This window comes from Nocardia sp. NPDC059154 (genome assembly GCF_042755705.1).
Classification (GTDB): domain Bacteria; phylum Actinomycetota; class Actinomycetes; order Mycobacteriales; family Mycobacteriaceae; genus Nocardia.
The window spans coordinates 70534-82805 of record NZ_JBHZCS010000031.1 but is presented as its reverse complement, the minus strand read 5'-3'; the positions used below and the strand labels follow the sequence as shown (position 1 = coordinate 82805).

The window sequence follows — 12272 nt, the reverse complement described above, 5'->3', positions numbered from 1 at the left end:
CCACTCCCTCATGCCATCCGCGGACCTGCCAGCGGTGGCCGGCGACGGCTCTCCCCCGGCTTGTCGAACAGGAAAACGATCTTGCGCCAGAACTGATCTCGCTGGGCCGAGGGCTGCGGCCGGCGCTGTTCGCGCCACACTGCGGCGTGCCAGTCCGCCGGCGGTTCGCTCTGCAGCCACGCGGTCAGCTTCGCGTGGAATCGGAACCCGCCGCACGGCGCGCCCCCCACCGGGTGATCGGGGCAGCGTTCGGTGCGCCAGACCGTCACCGGCAGGGCGTTGCTCCGGGACGCCTCCAGGGCGTGCACGGTCGGCGGTTCGGTGATCGCGAGACTGTCGTGCGGCGCCAGATCGTCCTCGTCGTAGACGAACAGCTCCTGCAGCAGACCCAGATCCTGAGCGCGCGGGTCGGCACAGCAGATCCAGACCACCCCGTCGGACGCCTGCCGCAGCAGCCGCCGATAACGCTCCTCGACTTCGACGATCTTCTCGTCGTCCTTTTCCCAGGTACTGCTGCGGCGCAATCGCATCACGTATTTGCTGAACGGACGCGCATCCGGGCGCCGCCATTCATACAGGGGTTCCTCGGTGAGAAATTCGTCGGGCAGCGCGACGACGATTTCGACCCCGTGCGTCGCTGCCCGGGTTTTGCTCAACTGGCGATCGAGCGCCGACTTCAATTCCTGTTTGACCGGATCGAATTCGCCGGGCTCATCGGATTGTGCGTCCTCGATCTGCAGGATTTCCTGGTCGTCGAATCTCTGGTGCACCTCGTAGCGAAAGGATGCGGGCCGCCCCTCGACCTTCGGCTCTTCGCTGGGCTGAATCACGCCGAAAAGCGTTGTGCGCACCGCGGCCTCGGGCAGCTGCGCCACCAGATACTGCTCCAGCGCCTCGAGTGCCGCGGGCGTGAGTATGCGCCCCTTGATGCGCTGCAGTCCCTCGAGAACGGCCTTGTCGAGTCCCGGCAGCAGCCGGGAAACCAGGATGCAGAAGCGGGCCAGGGCCTCATTGGGCCGCGGGAACTCGGTCCCCAGAAATTCGACCAGATCGCGCAGTGTCGCAAGGCGATTCACCTCACGCGGCCGGACGAAGTCGCGGAAGAGGTGGCTGACCAACTCCTCGGGGGCCAGCCGGCCGGGGCCCGCCGGAATCTGCGCGAGCAGGCCGTGCAGATCGATCATCCAGCGGCGCAGTGCCGCGGAACGACCGGACAACCGGTCCGACCACAGCTGATTCGCGCTGTGATACCGGTCGTGCGAGGTGATGATCTCCTGATAGAGCTCCGGTGGGCACAGCCGCCGCAGGCCGTCCAGCAGCAGGGCCACCGCGCCGCCCTGGGGTGCGTTGTAGTTCTCGCTCCCCTTCACCAACCCGAACACCCCGCCGTGCCGGACCGACCACACCGGTCCGCCCGACATGCCCTGGATCACCGCACGAGTCCCGTCGACGGTGCAGAACTTCGGCGGATGCGGTTCCCGCACAACGCAATCGCGATAGTTCTCGACGAAGTCCGCGACATAGCCCGGGTTGTAGGCGCAGATGAGCAGCTTGTCCCCGGGCTCCGGCACCGGTTCGGCCATGAGCACGCAGGGGACGGCCCGCACCGTGTCGGGCTCGAGGATGCGCAGCACGGCGATATCGTCGAAGTCCCACCGAGTGCTGTCCGGCGGTGCCGGGTGGGCGACCACGACCTCGGCCGCGCAGGTCCCACCGGTGAAGCGGAGCTCGACCCGCGCGCCCTCGGTGCGAGCCACATGCGCGGCGGTGATCGCGAAGCCGGGAGCCACCCGGAACGCCGTGCCGAGCGACTTCCCATCCCGCCGCCGCGGCACCGGAACCACCTCGGCGGTCGCGCCTTTCAGCAGTTCGGCTGTGTCATCTGGCACCCGGCATCACCCTGCCGCCTGGTCCCCCGCATCGCGCGCGTCCAGCTCCCAGTCGAGCTTGATCTTCACCGACGCCTTCGCACCGCCGGAGGCCAGCACGGCCATCACACCGTGGGCATCGACGGACAGCTCCAGCCCGAACTCGACCGAGACCTTGTCGGCCCGCAGACCGGAAACGCTCTGGCGCACCGAGGCGGCCACACCCTTGACGGTGTCACCGAACTTCTCGAGTTTGAAGTAGTCGCCGAGGCCGGCGTCACCACCGGCCTGGTCGTCCTCATCGGAGATGACCCGGGCGTGGATGACCGTGCCGTCGGGCAGTTCGATCTGCTTGATGTCGCCCATGGTCGCCCCCCTGTCACCGCTGCCGCGTCAGCGCCCCTGCATTGAACCACCGAAACATTCTGAGCGGCAACCGTTTCAACGCGTCAGAGCAGCGCGGTGAGTACCAGCCAGGCCACGAAGGCCGACGGCAGCATGGAATCCAGACGATCCATGATCCCGCCGTGGCCGGGCAGCAGCGTGCCCATGTCCTTGATGCCGAGCTCCCGCTTGACCTGCGATTCGATCAGGTCCCCGCTGGTCGCCACCAGCACCAGGCCCACGCCGAGCAGCACGCCGATCATCGAGTTCGCCTGCAGCAGCAGCGTCACCGTGAGCAGGCCGCCGATCACGCAGAACACCAGCGATCCGCCGAAGCCCTCCCAGGACTTCTTCGGGCTGATGTGCGGCACCATCGGGTGCTTGCCGAACAGCACACCGGCCACATAGCCGCCCACGTCCGAGCAGACCACCAGGATCATGAAGGTGAGCACCCGCAGGTTGCCCTCGTCCTCCTGCAGCATCAGCACCGCGAAGGCCGCCAGCAGCGGAATCCAGGCCAGCACGAACACCGCGATGGCGGTGTCGCGCAGGTAGTTTCGCGGCGTGGCCCGCAGGCCGTGGTCGAACAGCCGCCACACCATGATCGTCAGCGCGGTCGCGCCGAAGGCGCCCAGCACCCCCTGCGGCCCGGACGGCCAGGCCAGCCACACCACCGCCTGCCCGCCGACCAGCAGCGGAATCCGGGGCACCAGCACATCGGCCTCACGCAGCCGCTTGGCCACCTCCCAGGTGGCCACCGCGATCGCCACCGCGATCACGCCGATCAGCACCTTGGGCGCCCACAGCAGAATCGCGATGAGGGACAACCCCAGCCCGAATCCGACCGCCAGCGCCGCCGGCAGGTTGCGGCCCGCCTTCGACGCGGGCGGCTTCCCCTCGTCATTCCCCGGCCCTGCCGACTCCACGCCCGCCGGCGGTGCGCCGGCGTCCTCCGGCATCTCGCCGGTGGCGGCAGTCTCTTCGGCCACGATTGTCCCGTCGCTCACTTGTCGTCCGTTCGTCCCTGCCCCCGGCCGGCGTCGGCCGTCCTAGACCTCGAGCAGCTCAGCTTCCTTGTGCTTCACCAGTTCGTCGACGTGTGCGACGTACTTCTGCGTGGTCTTGTCGAGTTCCTTCTCGGCGCGGCCGACCTCGTCCTCGCCGGCCTCGCCGTCCTTCTGGATGCGGCCGAGCTCGTCCATCGCCTTGCGGCGGACATTGCGGATCGAGATCTTGGCGTCCTCGCCCTTGGACTTGGCCTGCTTGACCATTTCCCGCCGGCGCTCCTCGGTGAGCTGCGGGACGTTGACGCGAATGATGTCGCCATTGTTGGTCGGGTTCACCCCGAGGTCCGAGTTGCGGATCGCGGTCTCGATCGGCTGCAGCTGGGACTGCTCGTAGGGCTTGATGACGAGCATGCGCGGCTCGGGCACCGTGATGGAGGCCATCTGGGTGATCGGCGTCAGCGAACCGTAGTAGTCGACCACCACTCGCGAGAACATTCCGGGATTCGCGCGCCCGGTCCGAATGGAGCCCAGATCGTCCTTCACTACCGAGACGGCCTTCTCCATTTTTTCCTCGGCGTCGAAGAGCGCTTCTTCAATCACGGCGATTCCTCCACTGCGTCATCGTTCTTGTCTCGGTCATGACCGGACCAGCGTGCCGATCTTCTCACCGGCGACCGCACGGGCGATATTTCCCTTGGTCAACAGATTGAACACCAGCATGGGCATCTGGTTGTCCATACACAGGCTGAAAGCGGTGGCATCGGCGACCTTCAGGCCGCGTTCCAACGCCTCCTTGTGGGTGATCTCGGTGAACATGGTGGCGTCGGGGTCCTCCCGCGGATCAGCGGTGAAGACGCCGTCCACGGCCTTGGCCATCAGGACCACCTCGGCGCCGATCTCCAGCGCGCGCTGGGCGGCGGTGGTGTCGGTGGAGAAGTAGGGCATGCCCATGCCCGCGCCGAAGATCACGACGCGGCCCTTCTCCAGGTGCCGCTTGGCCCGCAGCGGTAGGTACGGTTCGGCGACCTGCCCCATGGTGATGGCGGTCTGCACCCGGGTGTCGATGCCCTGCTTCTGCAGGAAGTCCTGCAGCGCAAGGGAATTCATGACGGTACCGAGCATGCCCATGTAGTCCGAGCGGGCCCGCTCCATGCCGCGCTCCTCGAGCTCGGCGCCGCGGAAGAAGTTGCCGCCGCCGATGACGACCGCCACCTGGACACCGGTCTCGACGACCTCGGCGATCTGCTCCGCGACCGCCTGCACCACATCGGGATCGAGACCCACCCGACCACCGCCGAACATCTCGCCACCGAGCTTGAGGAGCACTCGGCGGTATCCCTTGCGATCGGGGGCGGTATCCGGGTCCGTCATCGGTCTCCTTGTCTCGGCGGTCGAGCGTGCGCACGCACGTGAAAAGACCATCCCGGCCGACGAGTTGCACGGGACGGCTTGAAAGCTCCATCCATCCTGCCTCACGACCGGTGGCGAACGTGACCCGACCCTCGATACGGCCTACCGATTCGTAACTTTTACCCGATTTGCCCGGCCGCCAGGACCGCGGCTATTCGCCCGGCGGCGACCGGCGTGGCGGGCGCCTGCACCACCATCAGCAGGTTCGGGTACTCGACCGGGCGCAATTGGAATACTTCGAGTTCGATCGGCCCGGCCCGCGGATGGCGCACGGTAATCGTGGCGGGCCGGAATCGGCGCACCGGATACTCCGACCACCAGCGACGGAAGTCCGGGCTCACAACGGACAATTCCGACACCAAGGCGGCCAGCCGGGGATCGTCGGGGCGACGGCCGACGGCATCGCGCACCTGACTGACCAGAGCGCGGGCCGCACGCTCCCAATGGGACAGGCGCATGCGGTTCGCGTTCTCGGTGAACATCATCCAGAGCAGATTGCGGCGTTCCAGCGGCAGGGCGAGGGGATCGTCGCGGACCAGCACATAGGCCCGATTCCAGACCAGATAGTCGAATCCGGCGTCGTACACGCTGGCGGGACTGGGCATGACCGCGTCCACCAGGCGCTGCAGCCGAGACCGGTCGGCCTCGGGCTCGGCGTCCTCCGGCTCCGCGAGACCGGCCAGAAACCGCAGGTGACGATGCTGATCGGGATCCAGCCGGAGGGTGCGGGCCAGGGCGTCGATGACCTGCCGGCTGGCCGCCACCTCGCGCCCCTGCTCCAGCCACGTGTACCAGGTCACCCCCACCCCCGACAGTTCGGCGACCTCCTCCCGCCGCAATCCGGGCGTGCGCCGCCGCGCGGGATCGCCATACGGCACCAGGCCCACGTCCCCCGGCTGCAACCGCGCCCGCTGCGCCCGCAGGAACTCGCCCAGCTGCACGTGCCGGGCGGAGACGTGATGCGAGCCGGAAGTGCCTTTGCCACTTACCATTCGGCCGTCCCCCTGTACAGAGACCTGCCTAGCATTATCGCCACCAGGACAGGCGCGCACGCGGCTTCCTACCGTCGAATCGAGATCGACGCGACGGGAGCTGGAGATGAGCGCGGACAACGGACCGGTACTGGTCATCGGAGCAACCGGGCGGCAAGGCAGCGCCACCGCCACCGCACTACTGGAGCGGGGCCGGCCGGTCCGGGCCTTCGTCCGGAATCCGGACGCACCGCAGGCCCGCCGGCTGCGGGACGCGGGGGCCGAGCTCACCGTCGGCGACCTGGACGACGAGGAATCGCTGCGGACGGCCATGGACGGCACACACGGCGTCTTCCTCATGCTGACCATGATGGACGGCGTCCACATCAGCCTGGCCGCCGTCGCCGACGAGGAGCGGCGCGGGAAGGCGGTGGCGGACCTGGCCGCCAAAGCCGGTGTCGCGCACCTGGTCTACAGCTCGCTGCACGGGGTCGGAGCGGGCTCCGGCATCGAGTACTACGACGCCAAGGAGCACATCGAGGACCACATCCGCGCCCTCGGACTGCCCGCGACCGTGCTGCGGCCGGTGTCGTTCATGGACAATTTCGCCACCTACAACCGGCCGGCCCGCGACGGAGACCACCTGGTCCTCGCCCTGCCGGTCCCGTCGGACCTGCCCATGCCGCTCATCGCCATCCGCGATATCGGCCGCTTCGCCGCCCTGGCCTTCGACCGCCCCGCCGAGTTCCTGGGCCGCACCCTGACCCTCGCCGGCGACAGCCCGACGCCCACGCAGATCGCCGAAACCCTCGCGCGCGCAGCCGGATTGCTCCCGCGGACCGTCCAGGTCCCCGTCGAACAGATCCGCGCCTTCGACGAGCAGGTGGGAAAGATGTTCGCCTTCTTCAACTCCCGCCCCGCCCCGGCCATCGACGTGCCCGCCCTGCGCGCGGCCCTCCCCGACCTGATGACCCTCGACGCCTGGCTGACCGCCACCGACTGGACCCTCTGAGGAGCACACCATGACCGACGGACTACTGGCCGCCGACGGCCTGCTGCTGCCACCCGGCGTGGGTGAGCAGGTGCAGCCCACCATGACGCTCAAGGTCGGGGCCGACCACTCCGATGCCTGGTCCGCCTTCGAGGCCGAGGTTCCGCCCGGTTTCGACGTCGGCGCGCACTGGCACGGGCACGCTGAGGAGATCTTCTACATCGTCGACGGCGAACTGGACCTGCTGGCCTTCCACCCCGAGGCCGAGGCCGTGGGTGACTGGCTCACCTGGCAGGCCGCCGACGGCACGCCCGTCTACCGCGGCGGCCCGGGCAGCTTCATGTACGTGCCCGCCGGCTGCCCCCACGCCTTCCACAATCCCGGAACCACCACCGCCAGAATGCTTTTCATGGTCACGCCGGCCGGGCACGAAAAGTACCTCGCCGAGCTGAGCGACCTGCTACTGTCCGGTTCGGCAACCACGGAGGCTATCTCCGAGCTACGGCTGAAGCACGACATCCACCAGCTGACGGCACTACAGAACCGACCCACCTGACGCCCGGCCCCGGGAAGCATTGCCCAAGAAACAGGGGGCGCTCAATCCTGTTTAAAATGAAGCTGTTTCACATATCTTCGGCGCGTGGACACCAAGACCCGCACGGTCCGGACCGGACTCGCAGCCCTCGCCCTCGCAGCGACCCTCGCGACCGCCGCGGGCCCCGCCGCGGCGGACATCTCCCTCGAGCCCCCCTCGTCCTCCAGCCCGTCCGCCATCGCCGACTCCTCCACCGGCAGCGGCAATTTCAATCCCGTGACCGGAAGCGGCCAGAAGGAGAACGGAACCAGCGGCGGAACCAGTTCCGGTTCGGCCTCCGGCTCGGCGACCGGAAGCCAGCAGCTCGTCAATCCCTTCAGTTCCGCACCGATGGGCAACAGCACCGTCGCGGAGACGATCCTGAAAGCCCTGGACTACGTCCCGTGCACCAGCCTGTCCAACCCGCACACGAACAGCGTTCTCGCCAGCACGGTCGCGCTGCTGATGAGCCTGACGACCGGGACCTGGTATATGGGCGCGGGGTGCGCGTCGTGATCAGAAACCACACTGCCCGAACGGGATTCGCGGCTCTCGCACTCGCGATGGGCGTCATCGGCTGCGCGGGCAGGTCTCGTCCGAGGTACCCCACACGCCCGCCGAACCGGCACCGACAGCGGGAGCAGCGGCCCGACTCTCCCCTCCGGCAGCAGCAATTTCCTCGGTTACCTCGGGGAACTGCTCGCCCCGCCGTCGAAAGACCCCTGCCACGGACTCTGCGGCTGAACCGGATTCCGTTCCCGGCGCAGTAGGGCATTCAGAATCACATTCAGAATCACAAGGAGAAATCGTGAACACGCGCAACGTCGCCATCCGGGCCGGACTGGCCACCCTCGCAATCGCCGGGGCCATCGCCGCCGCGGGCCCCGCCACAGCCGACATCACCCTCGAGCCGGCCGCGCCCCCGAGCACCTCCGATATCGCGGGTACCTCGAGTGGCAGCGGGGTGACCGGCAGCCAGCAGTTGATCTACCCCTTCAGCTCCGCCCCGGTCGGCACCGGAACCCTGGCAGAGCTGCTCCTCTCCGCCTCGGGCTACAGCTTTCCGTGCGGTCAGGGCAGCAGCGGGCTGGGGCAGCTGGGATGGCTGCTGATCAACGGCTCCTCCGGCGGCGGCTGGGGGAACTGCGCCAGGTAGCGCGGCGATACGAGAAGGCCCCTCGCTCGTCGGAAACCGATGGGCGAGGGGCCTTTTCGATGCTTCAGGCGATTACGCCTGGCCGACCTCGAAGCGGACGAAGCGGGTGATGGTGACACCGGCGTCGTCCAGCTGCTGCTTGACGGTCTTCTTGGAGTCGGTGACCGACGCCTGCTCCAGCAGGACGACGTCCTTGTAGAAGCCGTTGACGCGACCCTCGACGATCTTCGGCAGGGCGGCCTCCGGCTTGCCCTCCTCCTTGGCGGTCGCCTCGGCGATCTCGCGCTCCTTGGCGACGAGCTCGGCCGGGACGTCCTCGCGGGTCAGGTACTTGGCCTTGAGGGCCGCGACCTGCATGCCGGCCGCACGGGCGGCGTCGGCGCCGGTGCCGGTGTACTCGACCAGAACGCCGACGGCGGGCGGCAGGTCGGTGGCGCGCTTGTGCAGGTAGACGGTGGTGGTGCCGTCGAAGGTGGCGACGCGGCGCAGCTCGAGCTTCTCGCCGATCTTGGCGGCCAGCTCCTGCAGCACCTGGTCGGCGGTCTTGCCGTCGACCTCAACGGCCTTCAGGGCGTCCAGGTCGGCCGGGCGAGCCTTCGCGGCGGCAGCCACGATGGCGTTCGCGACGTCCTGGAACTCCTGGTTCTTGGCCACGAAGTCGGTCTCGGAGTTGATCTCGATCAGGACGCCGTCCTGCGCGACGACCAGGCCCTCGGCGGTGGCGCGCTCGGCGCGCTTGCCGACATCCTTGGCGCCCTTGATACGCAGGAACTCGACGGCCTTGTCGAAGTCGCCCGCGTTCTCCTCGAGCGCCTTCTTGCAGTCCATCATGCCGGAGCCGGTGAGCTCGCGGAGCCGCTTCACATCGGCGGCGGTGTAGTTCGCCATCTCGGGCGAGCCTCCCTTTGTGAGTGAAAGTCTGTGGGGGTCACACCTTGCCGACCGTCATGGAACATGAGCGGTCGGCAAGGTGAACAGATGCCTCGCGGCTGGAAATCAGAAGTCGGCCGGGCTCTTGGGGGCCGGCTCTTCCTTCAGCTCGGCCTCGGCCGCGGTCTCCGGCTCGGCGGCCGGGGTGGCCTGAGCCAGCAGCTCCTGCTCCCACTCGGCGAGCGGCTCGCCGGCGCCGGCCTCGGGCTTCGCATCGCCGGTGGCACGCGCGGCACGAGCCTGCACGCCCTCGGCGACGGCGGAGGCGACGACCTTGGTCAGCAGCGCGGCCGAGCGGATCGCGTCGTCGTTGCCCGGGATCGGGTAGTCGACCAGGTCCGGGTCGCAGTTGGTGTCCAGGATCGCGATGACCGGGATGTTCAGCTTGCGAGCCTCACCGACGGCGATGTGCTCCTTGTTGGTGTCGACAACCCAGATGGCCGAGGGAACCTTGGCCATGTCCCGGATGCCGCCCAGGGTGCGCTCCAGCTTGTTCTTCTCACGCGTCAGCATGAGGATTTCCTTCTTGGTGCGACCCTCGAAACCGCCGGTCTGCTCCATCGACTCCAGCTCCTTCAGGCGCTGCAGCCGCTTGTGGACGGTCGAGAAGTTGGTGAGCATGCCGCCCAGCCAGCGCTGGTTCACGTAGGGCATGCCGACGCGGGTCGCCTCGGAGGCGATCGACTCCTGGGCCTGCTTCTTGGTGCCGACGAAGAGAACGGTGCCGCCGTGGGCCACGGTCTCCTTGACGAACTCGTAGGCCTTGTCGATGTAGGTCAGCGTCTGCTGCAGGTCGATGATGTAGATGCCGTTGCGGTCGGTGAAGATGAACCGCTTCATCTTCGGGTTCCACCGGCGGGTCTGGTGACCGAAGTGCGCGCCGCTGTCGAGCAGCTGCTTCATTGTTACGACAGCCATGGCTCCGTAACTTCCTCTCGTTGCTGGTTGACACAGGAATCGGCGATCCCTGCCCTGGCGCTCACGGCCACCGGAACCCTCCGAAAACGAATCAGGGGGACCAGCCGGCGACACTCACTGTGGGCGCGCGAAGTCGGTCTGCGTTAACGCAAACCGCTGGATCAGTTTACGCAGCAGAGGCGTCAGACCGAAATCGGGCCCGAGGGGTGTGCGTTACTCGGTGCGCAATCGCAGGTCAGGGGCCTACGGTGGGGCAATGCTGCAAACCGGGCGACTGGCGCTCACACCGGTGTGCGCGAGCGATCGCGACGAACTCGTGGCGCTGTGGCATGACCCGCTCGTCCGCGAATTCCTCTTCGACGGCGAAATGCTCTCCGTCGATGAGGTCACGCGGATCATCACGAATTCCGAAAATAGTTTCGCCACCGTGAATTTCGGGCTCTGGGCGCTCCGAGAAAGGCACGGCGGGCCACTGCTCGGCACCGCTGGATTGCGTGGACTCGGCGGCGGCCCCGACCTGGAGATCGTCTACAGCCTGACCCCGGCCCGCTGGGGCCGCGGCCTGGCAGGTGAGGCCGCAGCCGCGGTCCTGGACTACGCATTCGACACGCTCGGGCTGGATCGAGTCCTCGCCGAAATCGACGAAGGCAACACCGCCTCACGAGCCGTTGTCGAGCGCCTGGGAATGCGTCCCTACGAAACCGTCCAGGGCGTACTCGGCCCGATGATCCACTACGCCCTGACGCGACCCAGCAACTGACATTCACGCTGTCCACAACCGGTCGTGTCATCCACACTCGCCGTGCACCCTCTCGCCCACCGCCCCCACCACGGCGCAGGCTGATTCCCATGCCCGAAACACCGCCTCCCACCCAGCACGCCGACGTCTCAGCCGTGCCGTCCATGACGGCTTCGAATGCCACGGGCGCGGGCGTTTCCCCCGGACTGCACACCGGATTTCGGCTCGCATCGCGTGAGCATGGTCCATACGGCACGGTCGTCCGGGTCGTGGCCGGAGCGTGCGCGACGAGCTTGATCGGGCTGTGCGCCGCCATGCCTGCTGCCGGCGGTTCACCTGCGCCCGTCGGCGATTTCGACTGGCCGCTGCGGCCGCGGCCAGGGGTCGTGCGCACCTTCGACAAGCCCGAACACGATTGGCTGCCGGGGCATCGCGGGGTGGATTTGGCGGGCGATCGGGGGCAGGTGGTGCTCGCGGCCGGGGACGGCATCGTCGTCTTCGCGGGAATCGTGGCCGACAAACCGGTTGTCTCCATCGACCATCCCGGCGGGCTCCGAACGACCTACGAGCCGGTCACCGCGGCAATTCCCGTGGGCCGCAGGCTGACTCGCGGCACACCGATCGGGCTGCTGGAGGCCGGACACCCACCTTGCTCTCCATGCCTGCACTGGGGTGCGCGGCGGGACCGCGAATACCTCGATCCGCTCGGGCTGCTCCACCGCACTCCGATCCGGCTCAAGCCCCTCACCGGCGACATCCCGGCCCGTCCCGGCCGGATGGACGTGAACTTCGAAACCGAGCGAGGATGGTGACCATGTCGCAGAAACCCGCGCCCTTCACCTACTCCGATGTCGGCGCGACTGCGGCTGAATTTCCGCCGGGCTACGACCACTTCCGGCTACGCAGGCACATCGGTTCGGGCCGAGCGCTGTTCGAGCAGGCGGCCGAACACATTCTCGGGTACGGGATGCAGCGCGGTACCGGGATCTTCCAGAACGCGACCACGCCGGTAGCCGAGCCGGGAACCGAGCTGACCGTGCGGCTCGGGCTGGGGCCGATCGGCGTGAGTGCGCCGTGCCGGGTCGTCTACGTCCTCGACGAGCCGGATCGGCGCGGTTTCGCCTATGGGACGCTCCCCGGCCACCCCGAGAGCGGTGAGGAGTTGTTCTGCGTCGAATACGACCCCGCCGACGGCTCGGTCCACGGGCTCATTGCCGCGTTCTCGAAACCGGGCGCCTGGTACACCCGGCTCGGCGGCCCGATCGTGCGACTCATCCAACGCTGGTTCGCACACCGCTACATCGGAACCATCCGGCCACGCTGA

Annotated in this window: 15 protein-coding genes; 7 read left to right on the top strand and 8 right to left on the bottom strand. The window is 67.9% G+C overall.

Features of this window, described 5'->3' with window-relative positions:
- Positions 1-8: 8 nt before the first annotated feature.
- The 6 genes from ACFXN1_RS25895 to ACFXN1_RS25870 form a co-directional block, all read right to left on the bottom strand.
- Positions 9-1889: a trypsin-like serine peptidase gene (locus tag ACFXN1_RS25895; protein ID WP_379438706.1), complete on the bottom strand. Its 1881-nt coding sequence runs from the start codon at positions 1887-1889 to the stop codon at positions 9-11.
- A gap of 6 nt (positions 1890-1895) precedes the next feature.
- Positions 1896-2234 carry a CU044_2847 family protein gene (locus ACFXN1_RS25890; protein ID WP_379401182.1) on the bottom strand — a complete coding sequence of 113 codons (339 nt, stop codon included), beginning with the start codon at positions 2232-2234 and terminating at the stop codon, positions 1896-1898.
- An 83-nt stretch (positions 2235-2317) separates the two neighbouring features.
- Positions 2318-3211: a phosphatidate cytidylyltransferase gene (locus tag ACFXN1_RS25885; protein WP_379401220.1), complete on the bottom strand. Its 894-nt coding sequence runs from the start codon at positions 3209-3211 to the stop codon at positions 2318-2320.
- 90 nt (positions 3212-3301) lie between these two features.
- Positions 3302-3859: a ribosome recycling factor gene (gene frr / locus ACFXN1_RS25880; RefSeq protein ID WP_379438708.1), complete on the bottom strand. Its 558-nt coding sequence runs from the start codon at positions 3857-3859 to the stop codon at positions 3302-3304.
- Positions 3860-3895: 36 nt separating this feature from the next.
- On the bottom strand, positions 3896-4630 hold the full coding sequence (pyrH, locus tag ACFXN1_RS25875) for a UMP kinase (protein ID WP_040859803.1): 735 nt from the start codon (positions 4628-4630) through the stop codon (positions 3896-3898).
- Positions 4631-4788: 158 nt separating this feature from the next.
- Positions 4789-5661 carry a helix-turn-helix transcriptional regulator gene (locus ACFXN1_RS25870; protein ID WP_379438709.1) on the bottom strand — a complete coding sequence of 291 codons (873 nt, stop codon included), beginning with the start codon at positions 5659-5661 and terminating at the stop codon, positions 4789-4791.
- A gap of 106 nt (positions 5662-5767) precedes the next feature.
- Between ACFXN1_RS25870 and ACFXN1_RS25865 the strand changes: the two genes are divergently transcribed.
- The 4 genes from ACFXN1_RS25865 to ACFXN1_RS25850 all read left to right on the top strand — a co-directional run bounded on the left by ACFXN1_RS25865 (position 5768) and on the right by ACFXN1_RS25850 (position 8361).
- Positions 5768-6652, top strand: coding sequence for an NmrA/HSCARG family protein (locus ACFXN1_RS25865; protein WP_379438711.1), 885 nt, complete (start codon positions 5768-5770; stop codon positions 6650-6652).
- Between the two features lie 10 nt (positions 6653-6662).
- Complete coding sequence (locus tag ACFXN1_RS25860) at positions 6663-7187, top strand: cupin domain-containing protein (protein WP_379401178.1); 525 nt, start codon at positions 6663-6665, stop codon at positions 7185-7187.
- 84 nt (positions 7188-7271) lie between these two features.
- Complete coding sequence (locus ACFXN1_RS25855; RefSeq protein ID WP_379438713.1) at positions 7272-7721, top strand: hypothetical protein; 450 nt, start codon at positions 7272-7274, stop codon at positions 7719-7721.
- Between the two features lie 292 nt (positions 7722-8013).
- Complete coding sequence (locus ACFXN1_RS25850; protein ID WP_379438715.1) at positions 8014-8361, top strand: hypothetical protein; 348 nt, start codon at positions 8014-8016, stop codon at positions 8359-8361.
- 72 nt (positions 8362-8433) lie between these two features.
- Here the strand turns inward: ACFXN1_RS25850 and tsf are convergent, their stop codons facing one another.
- Positions 8434-9249, bottom strand: coding sequence for a translation elongation factor Ts (gene tsf, locus ACFXN1_RS25845; RefSeq protein ID WP_379438717.1), 816 nt, complete (start codon positions 9247-9249; stop codon positions 8434-8436).
- A 108-nt stretch (positions 9250-9357) separates the two neighbouring features.
- A complete protein-coding gene (gene rpsB / locus ACFXN1_RS25840) occupies positions 9358-10209 on the bottom strand; it encodes a 30S ribosomal protein S2 (protein WP_379401174.1) in 852 nt (283 codons plus the stop codon).
- Positions 10210-10465: 256 nt separating this feature from the next.
- Between rpsB and ACFXN1_RS25835 the strand changes: the two genes are divergently transcribed.
- The 3 genes from ACFXN1_RS25835 to ACFXN1_RS25825 all read left to right on the top strand — a co-directional run bounded on the left by ACFXN1_RS25835 (position 10466) and on the right by ACFXN1_RS25825 (position 12272).
- Positions 10466-10969: a GNAT family N-acetyltransferase gene (locus ACFXN1_RS25835; protein ID WP_379438719.1), complete on the top strand. Its 504-nt coding sequence runs from the start codon at positions 10466-10468 to the stop codon at positions 10967-10969.
- A gap of 293 nt (positions 10970-11262) precedes the next feature.
- Positions 11263-11760 carry a M23 family metallopeptidase gene (locus ACFXN1_RS25830; protein WP_379438783.1) on the top strand — a complete coding sequence of 166 codons (498 nt, stop codon included), beginning with the start codon at positions 11263-11265 and terminating at the stop codon, positions 11758-11760.
- 2 nt (positions 11761-11762) lie between these two features.
- Entirely contained in the window at positions 11763-12272 is a 510-nt protein-coding gene (locus ACFXN1_RS25825) for a DUF1990 family protein (RefSeq protein ID WP_379438721.1), read from the top strand.